Here is a 24,410-nt window from a genome sequence, read left to right as displayed (position 1 = left end):
GCGCCACCGAGTTCGTTTGACGACGAAAGCTGCATCGATGTCTCGTTTCACTCCTGAGCAAGGGATCAGACTGGCCAAGGCGCACGACGCGGCGCTCCGCCGTCACGGAAGCGGTAATGGCATTCTATGACCGGGTGAGGCCAGCAGTGGCCGAGATCGCCGAAGCGCGGCTTGAAGCCAGCGAGCGGCGCGCGTGGCCTCGCGGCCTTCTGCGCATCGGTGCGCCAACCGCTTTCGCCACCAGATTCGTGGTACCGACGATTGGGGCATTGCAGGACAGGCTGTGCGAAAACTAATCTCTACGACGGAATTATCTGCGGCAGCTCCCGACCACTTTAAGTCTTTCGGTCTGCTAACTGCAGCCCCTGAAAACGGACGTCGCAAGTTCTGCGCAGTATCTATCTCGGGAGCGGCCCCGCTGCGCGGTAGCTCTCGATCAATCCGTCGAAGACTGAGATGTCCGACCGACTCCGAGCGATTATTTGAGCGCCAGCTACGGCGGCATAGATCGCGCGAGCCCTTGGTTCGCTTTCGTCGGGCCCGACAATTCCCGCAGCGGTGAGATGCCGACTCAACCAAGCGACATTGACGTCGGCAAAGGTCTGCACTTCTTTCAAGACCGCTTCGGGCAGTTCGGCGTGTTCGGTTGCCATAAAGCTGGCCAGGCAAATGCGATTATCGCGCTCGAGCGACGCTCGGAAGACGCTCGGATAGCGGCGCAAGGCGTCGATCGGATCTCGAGCTTCCGCTGAGATGGCGTCCAGGTCAGCGGCAATGTCTTCCCAATAGCGCTTCGCGACTGCCTCGCCGAGGGAGGCTTTGTTTGGGAAATAGTAATTGATGCTGGCGGCCTTGATGCCGACGGTTTCCGCAAGATCGCGGAAGTTTATCCCACCGTAGCCGTACGCCATCGCCGCTTCCCGCGCGGCCAGAAGGATCGCTTCCCTCGCATTCTCTTTCATCGTCGCCGCCATTTTTCACACCTCATCTGTCATATGGCAGACAGGGGTTGACGTTGCAAGCTTCGGGTGTTAGTTGGATACCTGTCATCTGACAGGCAGGTGGCGAGCTAGATAAAAGCGAGACATCCGATGACCGACAAGTTGAAACTCTTGGGTCTGAACACTCACTCCTCGACCGACGCTTAATCCGAAACCCAACCTGAAGGAGGCTACAATGCCGTTCGCACGCATCGATCTGATCCAAGGCAAAACCCCCGAGTACCGCGCCGCAGTGGCCGACATCGTTTACAGGGGCATCATCGATATCCTCAAGGCGCCCGACGGTGACCGCTTCGTGGTTGTCGGCGAACACACCGCCGAAAACCTAATTTATGATCCCAAATTCCTCGGCTTCAGTCGGTCCCCCGACTTCATGCTGATCCAGGTAACCAGCACCGTCGGAAACGAGAGAGACACTAAGTTCGCCTTCTACCGGTTCATCGCCGACGAGCTGAAAACCAAGCTGGCCATCCGTGCAGACGACATCATGATCAACATGGTCTTCGTGGACAAAGAGGACTGGTCGTTTGGCGACGGCCAGCCCTGGTGAATGGCTGAATCTGAACTGTAACGGTGAGGCGGAGGCAAAGCCTCCGTCATTCCAACAGGCGGCTCGCGTTCACACGCCTTGGTGCATGGGGCCGCCGGGTGGGCAAAGCCTACCCAGAGACTTCCCAGCCGCAGGTTTTGGGCAGGGTTCTCATGGCCGGTTCGGGTCGTTAGCGAAGGGCGCAGCCCTTCCGCGAACCGGACCTTCGCGAGGCTCCCCGTCAAGGGTGGCGAGACCCAGAAACGACGCGCGTGGAGCCGAGCAGTGGAACTATGTGCCGATTGATCCGCCCACGATCGGTGTAAAGGGTGCTCGTCTTCTTGGGGCGATTTCCCTTGCCGAGCACAAGGCCTTTCTCGGCCATGGCCAGATAATCTTCACACAGTTCGCGGACGGTAACCGATCGACGGCGTGTCGCCCGATCGTCGGCAGGATCCCTGCCTGTCACGACACCGCCGAGTTCTGCCATGGCCAGCTTGCGCGCCTGCTCCACGGTGAGCGGTCCATGCCGCCCAATAGTCATGCGTTTAGTCGAAGATGATTTTGGCAAGCGGCCACGCTCTTTTTGCGCGGAAGCACTACGGAAGCACAAGAGATCGTACCAATTTCGCCGCAAATCCTCTTGTGGAAAAAATGCCATCGAAGCCTGCTCGACGTTGATGCAGTGACCGAAGGCCGCCCATTTCGGGGCGATAGGATGCATCGGCTCATGAGATGAAAGTGGTTGATGATGGTAGTGCTCGAGCGCTGCCGCCTTTCCCCACATTCGGAATCTCAGCGATATTTTCTACGGTGTAAGCCGTGATGGACCTTGCTCGGCGCTGCAAAAACCGGTGGGGAACGGAAAGTCCGACCGGAAGCCGACGTACGATTTCCACGACGCGAACGACAGCTTTGCGCCCGCATTTCTGCCGTTCAGTCCATCAGCAAACAATCGTAGAAGCTACCACCTGCTTCGGCCCAAGCCTGCGTCTGATCTGTTCGAAACCTGCCTTAACCGAGCGCTTCCTCCGTGAAGATGGCTTCATTAGGGAAGATGCCTGCATCGCGGACCCGACGCTCCGCCGTTTCGGGATCGTCGGTAAAATAGACTACCACCAAATCCTTCAGCGCTCTCGTGCAGCAGACGTAGAACAGGCGCCTAGTCCGATCCACCGCCGTTTCCTTGCCCTCGGCAATGTTCTCATTATCGCGCTTGGACAGCGGTTTCACGCCAAAGTACTTATCATATGAGAACTGCACATGGGTTCCCTCGTCGTCGTCGAGAACGACCAGCACGCGTTCGAACTCGGCACCCTTGATACCCTGCTGTGTCGAAAAAGGTGACGACTGCCGGATATAGTCCCGGTATCCGATGAACTGGTTCGCCGGACACGCAAGGAAACGATCCATGGCGTCCACTTCCAAGGACACCTCCTCCTTATCGGCATCCTCTGTTTCCTCCCCATCCTCGTCGGCCGCCGCCACTTTCTGTTCAAGAAGCGGCTGTCCGATGAATGCGGCGATCTTCGGGTCAAGCAACATCAACCGGTTCTCGGCGATATGTAGCAGAACATCCCGCACGGTGGTTTTTTCGTCCGACATCAGTTGCACCAAGGTCAGTACGGCGGTCCTCACCGAGGCGAGAAGGTCGGCGACGTTCGACTTCGCGGCCACATCCGGTTGCAACTTGGGACACGACTTGCGCAGCAACGACATCGCCTCGAATTCGTTGCCTGTCTTCATCGCTTCGACGATAGGCAGGATAAAGGAGACGAAGGGCTTGAGCGGCCAAGAAGTCGCCTCCATGAAGCCATCTCTGAAAGCGCTCGGCGCCTTATCGTTCATCGCGGCATACAGCTCTCCGAAACCCAACCTGTTCGCGGCCATACGATGGACGATCACCAATAGCTTGATATCGGCATCCGCACCGCCAGCCCATATGGGATCGCCGACCTGTTCGGATACCAAGCGCCGGACCGCCGCCATTTTCTCATCGCGCCTGTCATCGCCGGGCAGAATGAATATCCATGCCGATCCCTCGACTGATCTGGGCGCGCCGCCAGCCGGGTCCGGCGCGATGCGCCCTCCCGTCTGTATGAGGTCGTCGCCGTCGCGCCTGATGGCGTTGGCGACGGAGAGTACCTTGGTCGGGCACCTGAAGTTCTCTTCCTTGGCGATCTCCTCCCAGTCCTCTTCCGCTACGATGTCGCCGATGCCTGTGGCGTAGATGCGCTGCATGGGATCGCCGAAGAAACCCAGACAGAAGTCCGATCCGGCTTGGTGGGCAACAGCCTTGAGGGCCTCCACGACGACAGGTTGTGTGTCTTGGCTCTCGTCCACGAAGACAATCGGGAACTGCTGAGCTACGAGCGTCCGGAAGAGCGGGCGGTTCGACATAAAGTAGGTGGCCATACGGATGATATCGTCATGGCCGAGTACGCCCCTCGGGTAGTCGCTTCCGGTACCATAGCGGAAGGTTGTGACCTTTTCGACGGCAGGAATATTGGCCCTATACCTGTCGATGTCGCTCTGGTTTTTTACTCGCGTCCGCTGTTGAACACGGGAGCCGAAATTGGCCGCCGTCTCCTCCAGTTCTAGGATCCGTTCCGCGATACGCTGCAGCACCCAAGCTTTGATGTCCGCCTGGAACGACCTCGTGATGGACCACAAGAAACTGTGGATGGTGGAGACATGCAGAAGAGGGTTGTTGCCGACGTCAGCCCAGATCTCGCCGGCCGCGATTTCGGTATAGGTGATACAAGCGATTCGCCTCCGGCGGCGTTTAAGCTCCTGCCCATGCACCTGGATGGCGGTTGCTAGTGCTTTCACCAACGAGGTGGTCTTACCCGATCCGGCGCCGGCCACCATGATGAAGCTACGCTTTGCCTCGCCGGTGAGACACGCCTTAAGAAGCTTGTCCGCCTCCGTGTCGGGTTTGTCGATACGGCCGCCACTCATTCTGCGGCCTCCTCGAAAACATCGACCGCCCCAACTATCGCCTCCGCTTCCTGCGCGACTTCCAGTGCGACTTGTCCGGCAAGCCAGACCAGTCCGTCCTTGATGTATTTGGGAGTGACCCACCCCCCGCCGCCGGAGGCCATGACCTCCAGCGCGAACTTGGTCTTGTCGAAGTGCTTTCCGCCTACTCGCTTGTGCAGGCCGCCTGCCAGAGCCGCGACATCGGACGGGGCCTTCTTGAGCTTCAGACCGACACCCTTGTGGTCCTCCGACTGACACCATTCGGCATTTTCTAGGCCGAAGGCCTCTTCCAGCGTTCGCCCGCAGACGGAGGTCGTCGCTCCCCGCCAACTGACGTCGGTGGCGACCTGGTATGCTACAAATACCTTCGCCGGTTCTGAGCCCGCGATCTCCGCGGTCTTTTCTGAATCCTCTGCAACCAACAACTCGGTGATAAGCCGCTTCTTGGGCAGCCACTTGATTAAGGTCTGGTTGGACGTTTCTGCGCCATCAACCGCAGGCAGGCATGCCTTGCCGTAACGTTTCTTGGCAGGTTCACCTGCAGCATCGCCAGGAACCTCGAATTCCAGCTCTTCTTCCTCTTCGTCCGAATGTTCATCTACTGGCTCCGGGGCCGGTTTTGCCGTGACGCTGTCAATGTCCGTCACGATCAAGGTCGTGATACCGAGAAATTCGATCAGCTCTTTGAAACGATGGCCGAAGGCGCCACTGACCTCGAGAATACAAAGGGAGGCGGACCGTAGAGTGTGCGCCTCACGCTCGATCATGAGAGGAAGCAGAAGGCGTTCGACGTTGCCTTCGACCAGGATCGCAGCGTCTGCGAAGAACAGATCGCAATGCGTGAGCTTGAGATATCTCTGTAGAAAGTCCCGGTCCTTTGGCGCGTCACCTACTTGGAACGACGAAAGATTCAGCACCTGCGTGGTCTGCTCGCCCTCTGCGTGCCGACGAAAGTAACGGATCGGAGCAAAACCCCGCTCATATAGGATGTGGGGGGAGTGGGTCGTGACGACGACCTGGCTGGCGAACGCTGTCTCGTCCTTCTCCTCGACAAGACTGAGGACATTCCGGATGAACACCTGTTGCAACTGCGTGTGCAGGTGAGCTTCCGGTTCCTCTATGAAGACCAGATGCAGGGGCGCCCGCTTTTCCTCGTCGGCTTTCCACTTCTCGTGGAGGTCGAGGATTTCGACTACCATGTAGATCAAGTTCTTGAATCCGAGACCGTTGTAGCTGTCTGGCAATCGGGTAGCGTCGTCGCCGTCGCCGAGTAGGTAGTGTATCCTGGCGTCTTGGCTCATTACGGAAGCAGGGTTGAGCGCCGACTTTATCTCAAGACGCGGATTGTTGAGGCCGGGGTAGCCGAGGGTAGCGATCCGGTCCAAAGTTTCTTTGAATACATCCTTGAGGTGGTCGTTAAGGCCGGCCTCAGAATTGAAAAGAGCCCTGAGTGCGGTGTGGTCCTCTTCCCTCTGAACCAGGTTGCGCTCGTAAAACCGACTCAGTCTCCGAGAGAGATCCTCTGAACGTCCCGCCCCGCCTTCCGAACGTGAGGCAGGATCCGCCAGATGGCGCTGGGCGTTCAGGCAGTCTACACGTATGAGCGATCGCAAAACTGCGGCCCCGCTCGACTCCGCAGCTAGCGCAGCGGGCTCGTATCCTGCTTCCTCCACCAAGGCGGGATTGAACCTGGCCCTGTCCAGGACGAAGTAGCGAAACTCGTACTCGTTGTGCAGTTCCTTCTCGAGATAATCGGCAAGCGACTTCGGCCATGGCTTGTAGTCGCCCGGACCGCCGGGCAGCGCGTCCGCCCTTTCGACGGCCGCGGCCTTCCTTTGGCGGAACCGCTGCAGGAGCTCCGAGGGCGACCGTGCCGCCAACTCTATGCGCATCCCTACCATGTTGCCTTCCCAAGCTGAGCTTGGAAGGATCGGCATAACCAGATACAGGTCCGCCGCGTTCACCTCGAACCAGAGATCCAGGCTGATCTTCGGCAGTTCCGCCGACGAGTCCCCAGAAGGATCGGCCGCCTCGATCTCATTGAGCTGCTGCCAGGTATGAGAGCTGAAATCGAACAGCGTGAATCTGTCCTTCGCGCCTGACAGGAACATGATGATCGCCTGCGTAGCAGACGTTTTCCCGCTGTTGTTCGACCCGACGAAGATAGAGATATCGGATGCCAGTTCGATATGTACGTCTCGCAGGCGACGGTAATTTTTCAGGCGATAGGAATGGAGATGCATTGGTGCGGCTCAGCTAATACACGTGGTAGCACCATCTAGCTTAATGCAACCAGATTCGTCCAAGCGTTCTTGAATTGCAAAGAAGAATGACCCTTTCCAACTGGAATGACGTTGGCGGTGCGCAACGCTCGACGACATGCATCCAGCGCAGTATCTTGCTCTTCCGCGCCAATTAGAGGCTCGGAAAAACGCCAACCGCATTAGCGCCGGCGAAAGAATTGCCGAGGGCATATTTGTTGAGCCGACACCTCCAATGCGCCACCAACCGTCGGTCACGAAGCCGCCGGCCACGTTGTTCGACCAAGTTTCGGCTTCTAGCAAAAAACACACGCGCGACCGCTTGTGCGAAGATCTGGCCACGCGACGAATGCCTGCTTTAGCCGGCGCGTCACCAAAAGCCGACTAACAGGTTACGGCCCCTATCCGGTCGTCCGTACCAGAATATCCCTAGATCGATACCTACCGTTCCTATCGCGGACGCTCAAGAATGTGGCGTCGCCGGGCGGCATACCGCCGCTTCAAGCGATCGCAACTCGATCGCCGACGAAACGTCCGCAACCCACGGGCGGCCGATAGACAACTATACAGCCGGCACGGCTGTCCTCGCGGCCAAATTGGCCCCGTGGTGCGAATATGCATAACGGATGTCGAGGATTCGGGGGTCCTTCCCCCGTCGCGCACTTCCTAGATAGTTCTGCAGAGGAACCGGCCCGCGCAAAGCCTGTGGGCGGGAAGTGAACGAGCGGTGCGTAAAAGCGCGGCCAACTGTTCGTCCCAGCCGCCGTACGCGAAATCGCACGCGTCCGTTCAAGGTCAATCGAGAAGAAAGAAGTCGACATGTATGAAGTAATCAAGTGGCCCGAGGATATGACGCCCAGCCGGTCCCCGATCCATTTCACAAACGAATTGGAAGTCGCAGCATCCCCTGAAACCATCTGGTCGCTGCTCGTGGACCATACCGCCTGGCCCAGCTTCTACCCCGGGGTCAAGTATGTCGAACTACTCGGCGGACACGAGTCGTTGCGCCTTGGCACGCGGTTCGAGACCAATCTGGCCGGCCAGGACGTCTACGCGTCTGTGCAGGAATTCGAGCCGATGACGCGCATCGCCTGGGGCGGCGGCCCCAAATCGTCCCTCGAATCCAAGGCCTATCACGCCTGGATCATTACCCCCACGCCGAACGGAACCCACCTCTGGACCGAAGAAACAATGCAGGGGCCGCTGTGGATCGAACTGGCCAAGGAAGCTCCAGACATCTTCTGGCGCACGCACGAGAAGCTTCTGCAGGATCTCGCGAAGGTCGCTACGCAGCGCGGTAAGCCTGCCGCGAGATAAGGCCCGAGCCGACGACGTCCGGGCATCAACATAGATTGGAATAGCAACATGAGTTACACAATTGTCGGTTTCGGTGCAGTGGGCCAGGCGCTTGCCCGCGCCTTCGCTCGCAATAATATCGAAGTCGCGGTCACCAGTCGGCGAGCGCCCGAGGCGCTGGCGCCGCAGGCTCGCGCGATTGGGCCCACGGTCGTTCCCAAGGCGTTGCAGGATGCAATCAAGGCCGACACCATCGTCCTGGCGGTCCCGTTCTGGGAGCACCGAGAGGTTGCCAAGGTCCAAGTTAGCTGGCGAGGCAAGACAATCATCGACGTCACGAACGCGTTTGGCGTTCCCGTTGAAGACCTAGGCGGTCTTCCATCCTCCGCCGTCATCGCCAAGGCCTTCCCCGGCGCTCAGTTCGTAAAGGGCTTTAACCACTTGCCCGCAGGCGTCCTCGCCGAAGACCCGGTCATCAACGGTGGGCGCCGCGTCGTCTTCCTGTCGAGCGATGACGTAAGCGCAATTGCGACGGTCGCCGCGTTGGTCGAGCGGCTCGGCTACGCGCCGGTTAGCCTCGGCAAGATCGCGGAAGGCGGTCAGCTCGTGCAGGCGCGGGACAACAGCTGGGCACCATTGATCTTCCAGGATCTGTTCAAAAAGGACAAATGAACCATGTACGACCATGTAATCTGGCCGGAGCGGTATGACCCCAGAACGTCGGCCATCTATGCGCTGAACGACATCGACATTAAGGCGCCGCCTGAAGTGGTCTGGAAGCTGCTCGTCGATGCCGAGAATTGGCTGAGCTACTTTCCTGCCGAAGATCAGGTCAAGATTCTGACAGGTGAGGCAGAACTGGCGCTCGGAACCAAGTACAGGCGAGTCACCGTCGGATTCCCGATGAGCCTTATCGTGACCGAGTTCGAGCCCTTGCGCCGGCTCGCTTGGGCGACGACTGTCGACGGCGATGAGATCGGCTCGAGCGCATATCACGGCTGGGTTATCACGCCGACCAACGATGGCTGCCATGTGCTGACCGAGGAGACGCAACAGGGAGCCTGGTTTCTGGACTTGCTCGGGCACAAGCATCCCGGCGCGCTCTACCGCTATCACCAGGAGTGGGTCGAAAGCCTCGCCCGCGCAGCGGAGGCTGAAGCAGCAAAGAGAGCGAGCTGACGCCCCTGTCCTAAAATTGGAGATGAAATAACATGAATATCGAACTCAAGGGCCGCACAGCGATCGTTACGGGGTCAACGGCTGGCATCGGCCGTGCTACCGCGGAGGGACTGGCCCGTGCCGGCGCGTCGCTCGTGATCAACGGCCGTGGAGAAGCCCGGGTCGACGAGGCGGTGTGGCAGATGCGACAGGCCTTTCCCGGAAGCGACATCTCGGGCATCGCCGCCGACCTCTCGACAGCAGAGGGCGCCGAGACCTTCTTCGCGCAAGCGCCGGAGACCGACATCCTCGTCAATAATCTTGGAACGGCGGTTCTGAGAGACTTTGCAGACACGACCGACGAGGACTGGCTCAGCATTTTCCAGATCAACGTCATGAGCGGCGTGCGCATGACGCGCCACTACCTGCCGAATATGGTGCGGCAGGGCTGGGGTCGCGTCGTGTTCGTCAGCAGCGAGTCCGCGCTCAACATTCCCAAAGAGATGATCGACTACGGGGTGACGAAGACGGCGCAACTCGCGGTTTCCCGCGGTCTGGCCGAGTCGGTCGCGGGCACCGGCGTCACCGTCAACGCCGTCGTGCCAGGTCCGACCAGATCCGAGATCCTGTCGAACTGGATGGCAGGACAAGCCAAAGACCAGGGAATCACGCAGGAAGAAGCCGAGCAAGCGTTCTTGAAAGCGGCCCGCCCGACGAGCCTTATCCAGCGTTTTGCGACGACCGACGAGGTCGCCAACATGATCGTCTATGTGTGCTCGAAGCAGGCTTCGGCGACCACCGGGGCGGCTCTGCGGGTCGATGGCGGCGTGGTCCGCTTCGTCGCCTGATTCTGCGTTCACACCTGCGTGAGCGTGAAACAACCGTGCCCTGATCACGAAATACACCGATGAGGCATTTGCTGCAGAACCGGGTAGCGTCGCGATCAATCATGACCGGCCGCTGCCTCAACCAACCGACCAAAACGGGCTAGAACCACAATGATCAATAGACGCACATTCTCCAAAGCTCTCGTGGCCGGCGCCGCCGTCTCTCTTGCGGCCACAGGCGGCTTTGCGGCAACCGCCAAGCCGGATCAGGCGCGCAACGTCGTTCTCGTTCACGGGCTTTTTGCCGACGGCTCCTGCTGGCTCGACGTTCTCGCCCGTCTGCAAGGCCATGGCCTCAATGCGACATCAGTGCAAAATCCGCTGACGACGCTCGAAGAGTCGGTGGAATCCGCAAAGCGCGTGCTCGACCGGCAGGACGGTCCGACGGTTCTGGTGGGGCATTCCTTCGGCGGCATGCTCGTTTCCGAGGCGGGCGTCCACCGTCAACGCCGTCCTTCCAGGTTTGACGAGATCCAAGTCGATGTGGGTCTCAGCACGCATCCCAACAACTGGAAGAATCGGGAAAATTGGCGGTGTCCGTCCTTATGCTGATCTACCGAGCGTGTGTAACGTGACCCGATGCGAAGCGTCGGTGAATATGGCGGAACGACTGAACCAGCTAAGGGGAGCCACTCCGCGTTGGATGTCACTTTCCTACTGCCGTCATCAAAGATTTCTGGTCATGAGCCAGGTGCGGATGGCCTGAGTGAGTTCTGCCTTGCGTTCCAGCGGCAGCCAGTGTCCGGAGGGCATACTTGTCACGGTAAGGTCCGCGCAGGCCGCGCGCATCGGGTCGCCTTGGCGGTTTCCGGTGAATTTTCGCCTGAGCTGCGGTAAAGACCATGACCATGCGCCGGCCGGCAAAGCCCGCCGCAAAGCGCTGATCGGCAAAAGCACGGAAATCCGGCCCGGTGATGCTCCAGATGTGCTCGAGCTTTTCGGCCCGGCTCATGGCTCGCACTGGACGCGATTCCCGCTCGATGATCGCTCCGCGCATGTCATCGATCGAGCCGGCGTCGGCCAGATCGCAATAGCCGTGAAACCAGCGAAAGCGGCCGTCGATCTTCAGGCTGAAGAACACGCTCGTCACCTGCGCTGCCTGGAACTCGCGCATGGCGAAGTGGTCGGCGCGCTCCCTTGCAGCCACGGTGCGCGCGGCCTTTGCCAGACAACGGCGATGGCCATGGCGACGGCCGGGAGGATGCTGCTTGGCGGGAGCATGGAGAGGGTGACTGCTCTTGGAAGCAGCAACATGTTGAGCGCGAGCGTCAGCACATCCAACAAGGCTACCCATATCATCCAGGCGCGAACGATCTTGGCCGTCCGCAACCAGGAGCGCTCCCGAAACAGGCGGCGAAGCTCGCCTTTGAGGCGGATGTCACGTGTGCGCCGCGCCAGAAGCCGTTCAACTTCCGCGATGACAGCTGGGTCCTGCACGTGGAGCAGCGCCCGAGTGGACGAACTGGCCGAAACTGCATTCTCCTGGACATCCATGTGAACCCAACTAGTGGAACATCTGTCGCAGGCAAGCATGGCAAGGATATCCCGAAAATTTGATTTCCACTATCGCAGCCATTTGCGTGCTCACCTGTAAATTCTTGCAAGCAGTGACGCTTTGCACTACCCGGCAATCGCGTTCGGTTGATTGCGTCGTCGAGCGCGCACACAGGACGAAAGAACCGATTTCCCTCTCACTGAAAGTTGAAGGGATGCAGGCGGCAGAGGGTCGCTCTCGGACCAAGCTGTGTTACAGTCCGGTACGTGAATAATGCAGTGATTGGGTTGGCGATGCTTACGACGCTCGCGGTGCTCATGAGCCTCTCCGGCGTCGCCTCGACGGTGGCACAAGCGGGAGGAGGCGAGGTCGATGTCGAGCTTGTCCTTGCCGTCGATACCTCACGGTCGATGGACTATGAGGAAGTACGCATCCAGCGTGAGGGTTATGTTGTAGCCCTCAAGCATGAGGAATTCATCGATGCGGTGAAGAACGGTCTAACCGGCCGCATCGCCATCAGCTATTTCGAATGGGCAGGCTATGTGGTGCCCGATTCCGTGATCGACTGGCAGCTGATCGAGACGCAGCAGGATGCGATCGATTTCGCCGGAAAGCTCGAGGCCCGGCCGATCAGCACGCAGCGCCGAACATCGATCTCCGCCGCAATCGCCCAAGGCGCCACAATGATCGCATCCAGTCCCTATGACGGCATAAAGGAGGTGATCGATGTTTCCGGGGACGGCCCAAACAATTCCGGCGACCCGGTAATGTCCACCCGGGACAAGGCGACGAAGGCCGGCATCGTCATCAATGGTCTCGCGATTATGCTAAGGCCTGCCGAGGCGCCGAGCGGGCCCGACAGATATTATGCGGATTGTGTAATCGGTGGTCCCGGCTCCTTCGTACTCCCGGTTCGCAAGATCGAAGATTTCGCCGTTGCTGTGCGCCGTAAGCTGGTCATGGAGATCAGTGGCCTTACCCCGCCGGCGGCGGTACGGAAAATTGCTGGCGACGTGCCGGCTACCGATTGCCTGATCGGCGAGAAGCAGTGGCAAGATCTGTTTAACCGCTGAGTCTCCATCCAGTTTCTTCTCAGCGACCTGGATCCGCAGCAACCTCCCCTCGCCAGCGACTCATTGAGCAGTTTGCTTTTCTGCTACTACTCTCACTTGGGCCCGAATGCGACGAACACGGAGATCAATGAATGGTCCAATGCGCGCCCAAACGCGGCATGCGAAGTGAAAGGCTTGCCATCCTAGCCATGCCTGAATCTTAGGCCATTTGGGAGGCCAAGCATGGGCTACCACTCGGGCCTCAATGACGCGGAATCCAGCGGCACGGGCGAGATTTCCCAAATTGCTGGCGCTATACGAAAATAAATGGAAATCAGGATCGTCTAATCGGAACCGATACGATGGCTTATCGCAGGGCACGACGATAACAATCTTCCCGCCAGGCGCTAGCACGCGGTGCATCTCCCGCATCTCCTTCAGAGGATCTTCGACGTGCTCCAGTGCGTGATTGCTGACAATAACGTCAGCGGAGACGTCAGGGAGGTCACGCAAACTATGTTCGACAGTCAGGCCGCTGGCACGGGCGACCGAAATTGCATGTTCATTGATTTCGATACCGGTACCTCCGCCCAAAGCGAGCAGCAGAGAGCCATCTCCACAGCCGAAGTCGACAATTCGGCTGCCTGGCTGAATGAAAGGTGCGAACTTGAAACGATTTGCCTCTCCAGCCAGCCGGCCGTTCTTTCCTTGCCATCTGAAGTAAGTGGCATCGTAGTGGCTGGTCGGGTCCTTGGCAGTCATGCCGTCCCTCCACAAAATATCCCCTCAATCGGTACCATGGTGCTCGGCAGAGCCATTACGAACCAACTCCGCCCCTGTCATATTCTGTCGCGATACTCGCTTTACTATTTTTCACCGGCAACCGAGTCTTACGGTGTATAGGCCCCTTCAAAATGGGTAAGAGACGAGGCGGTCGAGGGTCGGACTGTCAGCGAGGCGTTTGGTGCGCATTTGGACTCTGCGCCCGGCCGGTTGCGACAAGGCGCCGGTAGACCTAGCTAAATTTCAGGCGTCAAACATGCCGGAGAGAAGGAGGAAAAAATGGCAAGCTTTCGGTTTGACCATCCTGTTTACGTTCGCCGCAAGCATTTTATCGAAGAAATTATGGAGCTCGATGAAGCGTTTGACTTTCTTGAAGAATGGCCAGAGGAGAGGCGTGACCTGGCCTACGAGACGTTAGTAAGGGCTTGCCGGGAAGCTGCTTGCGGGAGGTTCCCGCTGAGTGCTGTGCGTCAGAATTTCCAACGCTTCGTCAAGGAAGCAAGGATGCTGATTGAAATTGGCGATATACCCTATTTCGCCGGGGCGCTGAAAGATCGCAATATCGGGAACGTCTAACCAGCTGAAATCAAACCATACTGCCCGGTGATCTCTGTCTGCCGGCCTGCTGGTATCAAGCGCGAAGAGGGTTGTTCGCCGACTCACTTCAAGCGGTCTCGCGCTTATCGCCGAAGGCCGCATCGACCCGCGGATCGCACGAGCAAGACCTCCGTGACTTTCGCCTGAAAAGGGACCGCTGCAAGCCGACGCTAATTAAAAAGATGGACGCCGCTGACAATTTGCGCTGGGCTGGAATGCGCTTCAAGCTCTGGGATCACCTCTCAGTGGATGAACACCTGGGCGATATCGACAGCATGCTCAAAGGTAAAAAACGAACCGGCTACATCGCATTGCTTCCCGATCGGGAGCCCGTTGGATTTGCAGAGATATCCATTCGCGAATACGCGAACGGCTGCACGGCACAGCCGGTTCCTTTTTTGGAAGGCGTCTGGGTCGATCCAAAGCACCGCCGGCAAGGAATCGGCCGCGCGCTGGTTGAAAGAATTGCCAGCGATTTGATCGCTCAGGGATTTCACGAGCTCTGCTCAGATGCCGGAATCAGAAATACACGATCGCATCAAGCCCATGAGAACTGGGGTTTTGCCGAAACGGATCGCGTTGTCTATTTCCGCAGACCCCTCCGCTAGCCTCGGCCGCTGCGACCATTCCGGCGAGCCGCCGGCCGCTACCATTCGTCAAATACCGGCAAATGCGCGGCGCTGGGAGTCACTCAGCTTCCGATTTGGTTATATTCTCCAGCCGAGTCAGTTGATTGGGATGTCCCGAATAGCCATGAACCTTCGCGCTCACGACGATCGGCTCAAATCGCTCAAATAGCGGCAATGCAGGCTTGAATTTAGGAACATTTTCTGCAGCTGAACGTGCAGTTCGCCGCGCTTTTTAGGGTCTTTCTCGACCGCCGTTTTGCCGAAAGCGCGGTCAGTTCCGCGATGTCCCAGGCAGAGCACCAAGCAAAGTTCCCAGCATTGTTGGCTTCAAGGGGTCGGAACAGGAATTGCTCAAAATTGTACGTTAGAGTCGTACAAAAGGTGAACATTCTCGCCGGATAAGCCTTGCGCGGACTCCAAGCGCGCGAACTTCTCTGTGGATAGGCTGCCGTAAACCACCTGGTCTCGTTTTCCCTGTTCAAGAATCGGCGGACCATAACGGTCGCGCCGACAGCAATTGCATTGCCATCGACTGCTTGTGATCGGCTGACGTACGGAGGTCAGGATGGGCAGACGCAAGCTTCTCAAGGATCATGAGCGACAAGAGCTCTTCGGTATTCCAACCGATGAGGAGAGTCTGATCCGGCACTATTCGTTGTCGCTGGCAGATCGGTTGGAAATAGAAGTTCGCAGGCGTCAGCACAACCAACTTGGCTTCGCGGTTCAACTTTGCCTAATGCGATATCCTAGCCGAGTGCTTAGGGCAGACGAAATTCCACCGAGAGCGATGCTGGGATATGTCACTCAGCAAATCGGAGCTGATCCTGCATCGTTCAAACTCTATGCCCGCCGAGACGAGACGCGTCGCGATCATGTCGCCCGATTGATGGATTACCTAAAGGTCGGAAGCGCAACGGCGCGGGATCGCCGAGCTGCGCTCCTTTCGGCGATCGACGCGGCTGCGATGACGGACAAGGGGCTTCTGATTGCCAAAGCCGTTGTGGGCACGCTGCGAGAACGTGGTGCATTGTTACCTGCCTTGGAGACAATCGAACGAATTTGTCTTGCTGGCCGGGCCATTGCCCGCCGACGCGCTGAGACGGCGCTGATCAAGGATATCGCGCCCGAGACCCTGCAAACGCTTAATAGATTATTGGAGGTCGACCCGACGATCGGGCAGACGCGCTTTCATTGGCTGCGATCAGCCGCAGAGGCGCCAGGAGGCTCGAACCTGGTCGGGCTAATTAATCGGATTTCGTTCCTGCGAACACTCTGCATCGATCCAGGTCTGCAGTCCCGCGTTCCTTCCGGGCGGTGGGATCAGATGATCCGTGAGGGTGACGCGACACCGGCCTGGCTCGCCAACGACTTCAACCCCAGTCGCCGGCACGCGCTGATTGTCGCGCAAGTCATCAAGCTTGGCCAGAAGCTCTCCGACGATGCGGTCACGATGTTCATCAAGCTGATCGGCCGACTGTTCTCTCAGGCCCATAGCCGGAAGAAGCGGCGGCATATGGACAGTAGGACAGAAACATCCAAAGCTCTCCGACTGTTCCTCGATACAATATCCGCTTTGCAGTCCGCGAATGATCGCGGACAGGACGCTCTTCAGGTTATCGATCGCGAGATCGGCTGGCATCGCTTGCTTTGTATGAAGCCTGAACTCGCTGCAATGGTCGATGACAATGAAGCCTCACCTTTGATCCTTGCGGCCGAACAATACGGAACAGTCAATAAATATGCAGGGGCGTTCCTGCGGACATTCACGTTCCACTCGGCGCGGCGGCACGATCCGCTTCTCGCGGCAATTGCGCTGCTGAAGCGTCTCCATGCCGAGAAGCGGCGGACACTCCCGGATCGCATCCCGCTCACCCACCTCAGCCAGACCGATCGGCGGCTCACCTTCGAACAGGGAAAACCTGATCGCCGTCTCTACGAGATCGCAACGCTCGCGGCTTTGCGAGACCGGCTTAGATCTGCGGAGATCTGGATCGACGGCAGCCGATCTTTCCGGCCGATTGACGAGCATCTGATGCCGCGGTCGACATTCATCACGATGAAGGAAGCGGATTGCCTCGGATTGGGTGTCGAAGCTGATGGCGCGCAGTGGCTTGCCGAAGCCCGTCAGATGCTCGACTTCAACCTTAAGCGTCTGGCGCACAGAGCCCGATCCGGGAAGCTCGAAGGAGTTCGTCTAGAGGCCGGAACGTTGATCGTCACACCAACCCCCGGCGAAGTCCCGGTGGCCGCCGAGGAAACGAATGCCGAAATCAGCGACATGTATCCGCTGGTCGAGGTTCCCGACCATCACTCGTGGCACGGAAAGGCCTATTATGCCGCCATCATCGGCAAGATCATCGAGCAGCACGAGCGCCGCATCATCGCGCCCAAGGCGGCCGACTTCACCTTTCTGAGCAACGATCACGCCTTCATCGGCGGCTGGGGGCAGCGAACGATCTTTTCTTATTTCGGACCCCGCAATTTCCGGCGGGCGCAATGGGAGCACAAGACAGATCTTAGCACGCTGGCGACCGACGTCGACGCCGCCCCGACTTTCGAGCAGATCAAAAAGCCCGGCCTGACGTCGCTCGAACTGCTGGCAACGCTGGGCGACACACTCTGCGAGGCGACAGCAAATCCGAAACTCGATCCGGATAGAGACGGACTGGCCATCCTGCCCACAAAACTCGCCGATAGTGGCGCCTCAATCGCGCTGATCCACTCCGTCGACGCAATCACACAGTCCGGACGCACGTCGGTGCGGCTTCAAATGACGGATTAGAGCCGGGTCGTCACGGCGTTTGCCTGCTGCGCATCGACAATGAGTTTACCAATCCCATGGAAGTGTGGGAGGCGCAGCGGGACGAAAGCAACCCACGCGGTCCGTGGGAGCCGGTCGGTGCGCCGCGCGAGCCAACCGCCGATCAGTTTGCCGAATTGCGGCGAGCCCAGGAGCCGGCGCTTTTGCACCCGATCAGCATCGTCGACGCGCAGGAGGGCCGGATCAGCCTCGACCTTGACGTACCGCTGCCATCCCTCACGCAGATACTGGTGGTCCCCGACACGGGTGCGGCGCCGTCCGCCCCGACCGGGCTGACGGCGACGCGCTACCGCGGTCTTGGGGAGCGGCAGCAACGGATGCTGTTCTGGGCCGCAGGCGATGCCCGTCCGGGCATTTTCTACGACGTTTTGACCAGCACCGATGGAAAGATCTTCGAGAAGGTCAATCCCGTTCCTCTGATCTCGACGGCCTACTTGCATGTATCGCCGCAATCGGGCGTGCGCTATGCCGTGCGGGCGCGCGACGCCTTCGGACGGGAGAGCCCGCTCTGCATCATCGCCGACTGATGCTGGCGCCGCGGGTGTTTAGCCGGACATATCCTTCTTCCCGAAGGCACTGCTGAACAAAGCGAGCTGCATGTGCCATTTTCCGATCAGTGCATCAGGGTATTTGCGGGTGGCCCGGAATTGAGACCAGCACTGCGACCTCTCCGGCGTTGCACCTCCGCTATGCCTGTAGCGTGCCTGTCATCAACCATATCCTACGTGGCCCACGCCTAGAAGTTCGCTCTGCCAGCGACAACACGCTCCTTGTCGCAAAATCCTATGTTGACGACGGTGAGTATGGCCCTCAGGTGATTGGAGAATGGACCTTGGCAGTGATGAGAGACGAGCTGAACTTGACTGAAGACGTAATGCTAACGACACGGTTAGCAGCGAAGAGAAAGATTCGTGCATTTTGCGGGCTCTCGCGATACTGAAAATAAGCGAGACGACACGATCAGATATAGTTTGTCTTATGCAGCGGAGAATCACTGATGATCCAATGTCAAACGACAACGAGGCGCAGCAACGTTGTTCCGTCGTCTCGACATAGCCATGAGCGTCTGTTTGCCATTCCTATTTCCAGTTGCCCGCTTTTACCATGGAGTTCTGCATGCTCAGACGTCTAGCCAGTCTTTTCGCCGCTGCTCCGCTTGTTGCGTTGCAAGCGCTCAGCAATCCCGCCGTCTCTCAAGAGAGGTGGTTGGCTGGCTTCTATCCGGGCTGGGAATATGAATTTTATCCGCCGGAACTTATTGATTTTTCTTCCCTCACTCACGTGGTGATGTTCTCGGTGGTTCCGGAAAATGATGGATCGCTTGATACGAGCTTCTTCATGGACTCGATGACTGGTCCCCGAATCGCGCAGGAGGTCGTTATGCGGGCGCACGCAGCGGGTCGAAAGGCGCTCCTCGCAGTTGGCGGGGCTGGACTGGTCGACCGAATGCGCGAAGCCTCAAACGACGCCAACAGGCAACGCTTCGTGACCAATCTCGTGGATCTGGTGAGGCGGTGGAATTACGACGGTCTCGACATCGATTGGGAGCCTATAGAGTCAATGGACCAGGCAAACCTGACGGCCTTGGCAAAGGCGCTTCGCGATCAGATGCCTGACAAATTGTTAACGATCGACCTGAGCTGGAAGAATTCGAATTCTTCCATTGAAAATCAGGAGGCTCGATTCTTGATGCAAATCGAGCCAATCTTCGACCGGCTGAACGTGATGACATACGATATGGCTGATAACTGGGAGGGTTGGCTGTCGTGGCACAATTCACCGCTTTACGGCGACTCCAACAGCACTCCGACTTCGGTCGCCAGCAGCATCAAGGCTTACATCCAAGTGGGCATCCCCGCCGGGAAACTTGGTCTCGGCGTGGCATTCTACGGGAGCTGCTGGAACACGCCGGTATCGGCTCCGCGCCAGGCTGCTGGAACCGCGCAAGTGATCGCCGGCGATCAGGACATGAGCTATAAGAATATCATGACGTACTATTACGACCCTAACTACGCCGAGTACGACACAACGGCTCAGGCGCCGTACCTGTCTCCATCGAAGGCGATCGGCCCGTTCGGATGCACGTTCGTTTCATACGAGGACGAGCGTTCTATCGCGGCCAAGGGGGAATTCGCCCGACAGAATGGCCTGGGTGGGGCAATCATCTGGTCCCTGGGTGAGGGATACATGCCGAAGGCGACAAACCCGAGTGGCCTTCTGCACGCTACTCGAAATGCGATTCTCGATTGAACTGAAGGACGATCTCGGTGCTGGCTAGTCCCCACTTGCGAGGGGTGAGACTGGTTGAGAAGACCGGGCGAAGCCTCCGGAGCGCTTTCGATCGTCTCAACCGGTTCTCAGCCATTTCGGCAGGCCGCGCCAGCGCGGCGGCAGCGCTTGCAAAGTGCTAGCGACAAGCCGGGGAAAGAACACGGCGACGATCCCGATGTACAGCGCAAGCGATGTCGCGAATGAGGTCACGCTGAACCAGTCGGAGACGAGCGCGCGCCGAAACAGAAAGAGCACTGCAAGCGACACCTCCACTATGGCCACAAGGGCGATCGCCTCGCGGATCAGCTGCGCGTCGACGCGAGCGGATCGGGCAAGAGACCGCGACCAAAGCATGCCAGCCCCCAGGCATATAGAGAGCACAAACCCGAAGGATGCCAGCACGACATCCCACAATGCCCCGATTGCAACTAAGGCCATGCCCGCCAGCAACTGGACCGCAGAACACTGAAGCAGCGTTCCGGCTTGCTGGGTGGCGATCATGAAGGAAGGCACGGAAGCGACGAGGGCCAGGACGGGTAGCGCCAGCGCGAAAATCATCATGATGTCGGCCACCTGGATCCAGGCAGATCCCAAGGTAATCCGGACGATCTGGGCTGAGAAAATGGAAAATCCGAACGCCGGGACGCAGAACAGCACGACGCTTGCAAGCGAGATATTCAATATGAAGCTCTCGAGCTTTTGGGAGTCGCCTGACATGCGGGCGAATATGGGAAGGAGGCCTGCCGAAATCGGATAGAACAGCACGCTCGTCACCAGATCGAGGAGCGCCTTCGCCGAGCGGAAAATGCCCGCAGCAGCGGGTCCTGCAAGGAGCCCTAGCGTGACTTCCGGCAGGCGTTGGCCTGCGGCATCGAGCACAAGCCGACCCATCAGCTTGGCGACGCTCGAGGAAGCGTTCTGCCAGTCCGACTTGGAAAACCGGGATCTCGGAACGGCCGGCAGGGCCACCAGGCACACGAGGGACCCCGTCGCCGCCGCGAGAATGGTCTGCGCGATGATGCTCCAGGCTCCGCCGCCGAAATAGGCAAGGGCGATCGACAGCGCACCCCCCGTGAGGATTGCCAAGGGGCGCCGGATCGCCAGCACCGAAAAGGCAAATTGTCTAGCGAGCAGCCCCTCTGGGACCAGTCCGATCCCGGTCAGTGCTGGAGCAAGCGCCGAAGCCCGCATCAGATCGCCAACCAAGGGATTGCCGGTGGCGGATGATAGGATCGGTGCGGCTGCGACGATGAGCATCGCCATCAGCAGGCTGCTACCGATTGCGCAGACAAAACACGCGCTCAGATAGCCTGGCCCGGCATCCTCCCGCTGTATGACGGTCTGCGTGATGCCCTGCAATGTATGATTCGCAATCAGCGCGGGAGCAACGGCCATGGCCGCCATGCCGAAGTCGGTCGGGCCGAGCAGTCTAGCCGTGATCAAGAAGACGCTGGCTTGGGTGGCCCGCTCAGCGCAGATTTGCACCAAGGACCACGCGGCACCCCGTATAGCGGTGGCGCGCACCTCATTGCTTGCAAGTCCCTGCGTGGCCGTTGGCGCTTGCAGGTTTTGGATTTCGACGCCGGGATCGCTACGGTTCTCGGGGCTCATTGGTAACCCGTTACCGCCGGGGCGCTGCTGAGGGTCCGGTCCGAAAGCGAGCCTGTCGTGCGGCGTGAGACCTTGATCACGTCTCCCGGTCTGACCGGGCTCGTTTCGGCAGTCACCTCCTCGACCAACTGTCCGTCCCGCTCCCTGAGGAGCGAATACGTAACCTCGATCTCTTCGTCGCGACTTGCAGCAGGCGCTCCGTCTATCTGCAATTGCTGGATCAAGTCCTCGGCGGTGCCAAGCTTGCCTATCACGTTCTCGAGTTCGCCGTCCACGCCGTTAAGCTCGGCAAGCAACTCACGGCCGTCCGTGTCCTGCAGTCGCCTTATTGAGGCCTCAGTGCTCGCAACGCGCTCGCTAACCTTGAGCATTTCGGTCTGGACCTCTTTGCGCTTGCTGTCGGCGTCCAGGGCCGTCCGCTCAAGCGCATATACACGTGCGGAAGGAGCCAAGCCCCGGGATTCGAGCTTCCGCACCTGGACAAGTTCGCGGTCTACGCTGTTGCTCTGCGCGTTCTGGGTCTCGATCTGGCTCTGCAAAGTACGCATCTGCCCGCGGAGCAGTGAAAGCTGTTCGTTGTAGTTACCTAACTCGAGAGCGCGTGTCTTGCGCCGCTGATCAAAAACAAGCTGCTCTCGCATAATGACATCTTGGACAGTCGGCTCGCTTGCGCGCAATCTCAGTCTCGCGGGAAATTCGACTTTATCTTTGCCCCCGATTGTCGCTTCCAGCCGGGCGCGTCTAGCCTCGAGCCTGTCCCTTTGCGCCCTCAAGACGCTCAGTTCGCCGTTGGCCTGAATCATATCGCGTTCGAAACGGGTCTCTCCTAACGCAGCGCCCCTTGCTATGCCACCTGCCACGCTGAGCGCATGGATCACTCTCATGCCTGGCCTGAAGGGATACTCTCCCGGTTTCTCGACCGCACCGATGATGTAGAATGGACGATGTTGCACTATTTCGACGGCCGTTACGGGAGGATTGACCAGCCGCACCTTCGCTTGAAACTGCGATGCGATCGAGGTTGCGAATTCGGAAGCGCTCATCCCGGCCGCTTTGATGTTGCCAAGGAGCGGTATCGCAACGTCGCCTGCCGCGTCCACCGTGAATTCGCCATCCAACCGAGGTCGGATCTCGCCGCTCGCCGAAGAGATCTCCGTCAAGCTGATCCTGAGTTTATCCTGGGAGCCTAGCGTATATTCATCCGATGCTTTGCCGGCTGTGGCTCCCGCCGAGAACAGGAGCACCAGCGCCAGTGCGCCATTTTGCGCCGCGCCTGGCACGTTAAGACGAGCCATAATCACACTCCCTCCACCGCTTCTGGCGCACCGCCTCTGCCCGCGCTAGCTCTTGGAAAATGCTGAGCTACCAGTGTTTGAACCACAGCCCGGGCCAGGTAGGGCGCACAAATCCACACCTTGCGTCATTCCATCAGCGTCATCTTCCGCCGGGCAACCTTGTTCAGCACGACTCCGAGGACCTTCGGCCGCTGCGGCTCTAGCATCTTCAACGTTAGACCGAGAGCAGACCTGTCAGTCTTGTTCCACTCCGCCAATATCACGAGATGATCCAAGAAATTGACTATCGCCAGGGCATCTCCGCATCTGGCCAATGCCGGCATGTCCACGCAAATCCAGTCGAACTCCTTACGATGAGTTGCGATTATGCGGCCGACCCAATCCTGTCGGCTCATGAACTTCTCGTCCACAGCTGGCCCGAGCAGAGGAGCGAATTTCAGGGCGATGCCGGGAAAGCACCGGACTTCGGAGATCTCGGCGTCAGCGTCCGCCCCGTCTGACGACAGGAATGTCAGGGAAGCAAGCGTCTCGGTGAGCTGCCGGGTCTGAAAATCGGCATCGACGAGCAGGACCTTCTCCCCCGCGCGAGCGAGAAGCTGAGCGAAATTGGCGATCAGCGTCGAACGACCTTCGGATCCACACGCAGACACAACGCCGACGACGATAGCCCGGTGCCCGCTGGCTGCAACCACCAACTGGGACCTGAGTAAGCGAAGCGCCTCGCAAAATAGCGAGGTCGGGAAGTCCGCCGCATAAGACAGTGCGGAGGACGATAGGGGCTTCCTGGAGGACGCTCGCAACCATCGGGGCAAGAGCTGCGAGAACGGATTGGGCCTCAACGCGCGCACCGATGGAACGAGTCCCAAGCATCGGATGGCAAGTTCGTCCTCGAGATCGCTCCTTCCCCCGACCGTCCGCTTCATCGCGACACGGGCGGCGGCGATGCAGATTCCGAACCCCAATCCGGCAAAGAGGCCGAGCGCCAGCAGGACAGGCGTCCTCATGCCGGTGCGCTCCACGAGCGGACTTGCCGGCGTCAAGATACGGGCTAGGGGCGCACTCTCCCGCTCGGTCGCCTCCATCCTGAATTTCCACTGATAATCCACATAGGTTCGCGCAATGGCATTCGCGATGCGCGCTGACTTCTCAGAGCTGTTTGCTGTGACTTCGATTTCGGCCACGTACGATCGCCCGGCCCGGCTGGCCCGCATCGCGGACCAAAGCTGTCTGGCGGCGATCTGCCGAAGTTCGTCAGCAGGTATCGCCTCCGCGCTTGACGTCGTGTCCTGCGGCGGCATCCGTGCCGCGAAGATCATTTGTTCAAGGCTCGACCGCCAAGCAGCCAACTTGGAGGAGCGGCCGGATTTGACAGAAACGAATTCGGGATCTTTATCAAGTGCGAGCTCATCAACGACCTTCAGAAGCACGTCATTAGACTCGATAATCTTGATCTGTGTATCGATATAGGCGGAGTCCGCAGAGTCGCTGGGGACTCGCCCGTCAGACCCTGGTAAGCGGTAATCGAGAATAATGACCGCCCGCGACCGATACGTCGGTTCGGCACGCATGACGTAGGTTGCCGTCAGGGACAAGCCTATGACGGCCCAAAGGGCAAGCCCAAGCCAGTTGGCCGATAAGAACGACACAATAGGACCAAGGAGGAGCGGGCGCGGACCATCATCTGAGGTCAACGCCGAGACCTTCGACCAACGTGCTGCTTGGGGATGTTCATAACGCATAAA

Annotated in this window: 18 protein-coding genes and 7 pseudogenes; 13 read left to right on the top strand and 12 right to left on the bottom strand. The window is 58.9% G+C overall.

Features of this window, described 5'->3' with window-relative positions:
- Positions 1–116 precede the first annotated feature (116 nt).
- Positions 117–296 carry a hypothetical protein gene (locus QA644_RS32900; RefSeq protein ID WP_283073176.1) on the top strand — a complete coding sequence of 60 codons (180 nt, stop codon included), beginning with the start codon at positions 117–119 and terminating at the stop codon, positions 294–296.
- 102 nt (positions 297–398) lie between these two features.
- On the opposite strand, the gene QA644_RS32895 is transcribed toward QA644_RS32900, so the two are convergent.
- Positions 399–962 carry a TetR/AcrR family transcriptional regulator gene (locus QA644_RS32895; RefSeq protein ID WP_203280679.1) on the bottom strand — a complete coding sequence of 188 codons (564 nt, stop codon included), beginning with the start codon at positions 960–962 and terminating at the stop codon, positions 399–401.
- Between the two features lie 214 nt (positions 963–1,176).
- On the opposite strand from QA644_RS32895, the gene QA644_RS32890 reads away from it, so the two are divergent.
- Positions 1,177–1,551 carry a tautomerase family protein gene (locus QA644_RS32890; protein ID WP_283073175.1) on the top strand — a complete coding sequence of 125 codons (375 nt, stop codon included), beginning with the start codon at positions 1,177–1,179 and terminating at the stop codon, positions 1,549–1,551.
- A 220-nt stretch (positions 1,552–1,771) separates the two neighbouring features.
- Here QA644_RS32890 and QA644_RS32885 read toward each other — a convergent pair whose 3' ends face one another.
- The 3 genes from QA644_RS32885 to QA644_RS32875 all read right to left on the bottom strand — a co-directional run bounded on the left by QA644_RS32885 (position 1,772) and on the right by QA644_RS32875 (position 6,755).
- A complete protein-coding gene (locus QA644_RS32885; RefSeq protein WP_283073174.1) occupies positions 1,772–2,317 on the bottom strand; it encodes a hypothetical protein in 546 nt (181 codons plus the stop codon).
- Between the two features lie 227 nt (positions 2,318–2,544).
- On the bottom strand, positions 2,545–4,401 hold the full coding sequence (locus QA644_RS32880) for a UvrD-helicase domain-containing protein (RefSeq protein ID WP_283073173.1): 1,857 nt from the start codon (positions 4,399–4,401) through the stop codon (positions 2,545–2,547).
- Between the two features lie 86 nt (positions 4,402–4,487).
- A complete protein-coding gene (locus QA644_RS32875) occupies positions 4,488–6,755 on the bottom strand; it encodes an ATP-dependent endonuclease (protein ID WP_283073172.1) in 2,268 nt (755 codons plus the stop codon).
- An 837-nt stretch (positions 6,756–7,592) separates the two neighbouring features.
- Here QA644_RS32875 and QA644_RS32870 point away from each other — a divergent pair.
- From QA644_RS32870 to QA644_RS32850, 5 genes and pseudogenes are all read left to right on the top strand, one after another.
- Positions 7,593–8,090, top strand: a complete 498-nt coding sequence (locus QA644_RS32870; protein WP_283073171.1) for an SRPBCC domain-containing protein — start codon at positions 7,593–7,595, stop codon at positions 8,088–8,090.
- A gap of 48 nt (positions 8,091–8,138) precedes the next feature.
- A complete protein-coding gene (locus QA644_RS32865; protein ID WP_283073170.1) occupies positions 8,139–8,741 on the top strand; it encodes an NADPH-dependent F420 reductase in 603 nt (200 codons plus the stop codon).
- A gap of 3 nt (positions 8,742–8,744) precedes the next feature.
- The gene (locus QA644_RS32860) at positions 8,745–9,248 is read left to right on the top strand and encodes an SRPBCC domain-containing protein (protein WP_283073169.1); all 504 of its coding nucleotides are present in this window, start codon (positions 8,745–8,747) and stop codon (positions 9,246–9,248) included.
- A gap of 32 nt (positions 9,249–9,280) precedes the next feature.
- Positions 9,281–10,075, top strand: coding sequence for an SDR family oxidoreductase (locus QA644_RS32855; protein ID WP_283073168.1), 795 nt, complete (start codon positions 9,281–9,283; stop codon positions 10,073–10,075).
- Positions 10,076–10,225: 150 nt separating this feature from the next.
- Positions 10,226–10,555: pseudogene (locus QA644_RS32850) on the top strand (alpha/beta hydrolase); the annotation flags it as partial.
- Between the two features lie 225 nt (positions 10,556–10,780).
- Here QA644_RS32850 and QA644_RS32845 read toward each other — a convergent pair.
- From QA644_RS32845 to QA644_RS32835, 3 pseudogenes are all read right to left on the bottom strand, one after another.
- Positions 10,781–10,927, bottom strand: a pseudogene (locus tag QA644_RS32845) (alpha/beta hydrolase); the annotation flags it as partial.
- Positions 10,928–11,168: 241 nt separating this feature from the next.
- Positions 11,169–11,228, bottom strand: a pseudogene (locus QA644_RS35300) (hypothetical protein); the annotation flags it as partial.
- Between the two features lie 23 nt (positions 11,229–11,251).
- Positions 11,252–11,608 (bottom strand): annotated as a pseudogene (locus QA644_RS32835) (GGDEF domain-containing protein); the annotation flags it as partial.
- Positions 11,609–11,902: 294 nt separating this feature from the next.
- Here QA644_RS32835 and QA644_RS32830 point away from each other — a divergent pair.
- Positions 11,903–12,682, top strand: a complete 780-nt coding sequence (locus QA644_RS32830; protein ID WP_283074077.1) for a DUF1194 domain-containing protein — start codon at positions 11,903–11,905, stop codon at positions 12,680–12,682.
- A 60-nt stretch (positions 12,683–12,742) separates the two neighbouring features.
- Here the strand turns inward: QA644_RS32830 and QA644_RS32825 are convergent, their stop codons facing one another.
- Entirely contained in the window at positions 12,743–13,423 is a 681-nt protein-coding gene (locus QA644_RS32825) for a class I SAM-dependent methyltransferase (protein ID WP_283073167.1), read from the bottom strand.
- Positions 13,424–13,723: 300 nt separating this feature from the next.
- Here QA644_RS32825 and QA644_RS32820 point away from each other — a divergent pair, with 300 nt between their 5' ends.
- Entirely contained in the window at positions 13,724–14,020 is a 297-nt protein-coding gene (locus QA644_RS32820; protein WP_283073166.1) for a DUF982 domain-containing protein, read from the top strand.
- A 71-nt stretch (positions 14,021–14,091) separates the two neighbouring features.
- Positions 14,092–14,649 carry a GNAT family N-acetyltransferase gene (locus tag QA644_RS32815; RefSeq protein WP_283073165.1) on the top strand — a complete coding sequence of 186 codons (558 nt, stop codon included), beginning with the start codon at positions 14,092–14,094 and terminating at the stop codon, positions 14,647–14,649.
- Between the two features lie 79 nt (positions 14,650–14,728).
- On the opposite strand, the pseudogene QA644_RS32810 reads toward QA644_RS32815, so the two are convergent.
- Positions 14,729–14,999 (bottom strand): annotated as a pseudogene (locus QA644_RS32810) (ABC transporter substrate-binding protein); the annotation flags it as partial.
- 236 nt (positions 15,000–15,235) lie between these two features.
- On the opposite strand from QA644_RS32810, the pseudogene QA644_RS35295 reads away from it, so the two are divergent.
- From QA644_RS35295 to QA644_RS32800, 3 genes and pseudogenes are all read left to right on the top strand, one after another.
- Positions 15,236–16,975, top strand: a pseudogene (locus tag QA644_RS35295) (DUF4158 domain-containing protein); the annotation flags it as partial.
- Positions 16,973–18,018: pseudogene (locus QA644_RS35290) on the top strand (glycosyl hydrolase); the annotation flags it as partial. The pseudogenes QA644_RS35295 and QA644_RS35290, both read left to right, overlap by 3 nt.
- A 589-nt stretch (positions 18,019–18,607) precedes the next feature.
- Positions 18,608–19,741: a glycoside hydrolase family 18 protein gene (locus tag QA644_RS32800; protein WP_283073164.1), complete on the top strand. Its 1,134-nt coding sequence runs from the start codon at positions 18,608–18,610 to the stop codon at positions 19,739–19,741.
- A 96-nt stretch (positions 19,742–19,837) separates the two neighbouring features.
- Here the strand turns inward: QA644_RS32800 and QA644_RS32795 are convergent, their stop codons facing one another.
- The 3 genes from QA644_RS32795 to QA644_RS32785 form a co-directional block, all read right to left on the bottom strand.
- A complete protein-coding gene (locus QA644_RS32795) occupies positions 19,838–21,373 on the bottom strand; it encodes an oligosaccharide flippase family protein (protein WP_283073163.1) in 1,536 nt (511 codons plus the stop codon).
- Positions 21,370–22,668, bottom strand: a complete 1,299-nt coding sequence (locus QA644_RS32790; RefSeq protein WP_283073162.1) for a polysaccharide biosynthesis/export family protein — start codon at positions 22,666–22,668, stop codon at positions 21,370–21,372. Before QA644_RS32790 ends, QA644_RS32795 begins: the two co-directional genes overlap by 4 nt.
- Before the next feature lie 125 nt (positions 22,669–22,793).
- Complete coding sequence (locus QA644_RS32785) at positions 22,794–23,849, bottom strand: polysaccharide biosynthesis tyrosine autokinase (protein ID WP_283073161.1); 1,056 nt, start codon at positions 23,847–23,849, stop codon at positions 22,794–22,796.
- Between the last annotated feature and the right edge of the window lie 561 nt (positions 23,850–24,410).

Origin of the sequence: Rhizobium sp. CC1099, assembly GCF_029714385.1 — a bacterium.
Classification (GTDB): Bacteria; Pseudomonadota; Alphaproteobacteria; order Rhizobiales; family Rhizobiaceae; genus Rhizobium.
Note: the sequence above shows the minus strand (reverse complement) of the source record. Positions and strands in the feature narration are given on the sequence as shown.

Bases quoted from the DNA above. Each gene is read 5' to 3' on its own strand.
- QA644_RS32795 (WP_283073163.1), bottom strand. From the start codon at position 21,373: ATGAGCCCCGAGAACCGTAGCGATCCCGGCGTCGAAATCCAAAACCTG.
- QA644_RS32825 (WP_283073167.1), bottom strand. From the start codon at position 13,423: ATGACTGCCAAGGACCCGACCAGCCACTACGATGCCACTTACTTCAGA.
- QA644_RS32870 (WP_283073171.1), top strand. From the start codon at position 7,593: ATGTATGAAGTAATCAAGTGGCCCGAGGATATGACGCCCAGCCGGTCC.
- QA644_RS32855 (WP_283073168.1), top strand. From the start codon at position 9,281: ATGAATATCGAACTCAAGGGCCGCACAGCGATCGTTACGGGGTCAACG.
- QA644_RS32880 (WP_283073173.1), bottom strand. From the start codon at position 4,401: ATGGTGGCCGGCGCCGGATCGGGTAAGACCACCTCGTTGGTGAAAGCA.
- QA644_RS32800 (WP_283073164.1), top strand. From the start codon at position 18,608: ATGCTCAGACGTCTAGCCAGTCTTTTCGCCGCTGCTCCGCTTGTTGCG.
- QA644_RS32885 (WP_283073174.1), bottom strand. From the start codon at position 2,317: ATGTGGGGAAAGGCGGCAGCGCTCGAGCACTACCATCATCAACCACTT.
- QA644_RS32875 (WP_283073172.1), bottom strand. From the start codon at position 6,755: ATGCATCTCCATTCCTATCGCCTGAAAAATTACCGTCGCCTGCGAGAC.
- QA644_RS32865 (WP_283073170.1), top strand. From the start codon at position 8,139: ATGAGTTACACAATTGTCGGTTTCGGTGCAGTGGGCCAGGCGCTTGCC.
- QA644_RS32900 (WP_283073176.1), top strand. From the start codon at position 117: ATGGCATTCTATGACCGGGTGAGGCCAGCAGTGGCCGAGATCGCCGAA.
- QA644_RS32790 (WP_283073162.1), bottom strand. From the start codon at position 22,668: ATGGCTCGTCTTAACGTGCCAGGCGCGGCGCAAAATGGCGCACTGGCG.
- QA644_RS32895 (WP_203280679.1), bottom strand. From the start codon at position 962: ATGAAAGAGAATGCGAGGGAAGCGATCCTTCTGGCCGCGCGGGAAGCG.
- QA644_RS32860 (WP_283073169.1), top strand. From the start codon at position 8,745: ATGTACGACCATGTAATCTGGCCGGAGCGGTATGACCCCAGAACGTCG.
- QA644_RS32820 (WP_283073166.1), top strand. From the start codon at position 13,724: ATGGCAAGCTTTCGGTTTGACCATCCTGTTTACGTTCGCCGCAAGCAT.
- QA644_RS32830 (WP_283074077.1), top strand. From the start codon at position 11,903: ATGCTTACGACGCTCGCGGTGCTCATGAGCCTCTCCGGCGTCGCCTCG.
- QA644_RS32890 (WP_283073175.1), top strand. From the start codon at position 1,177: ATGCCGTTCGCACGCATCGATCTGATCCAAGGCAAAACCCCCGAGTAC.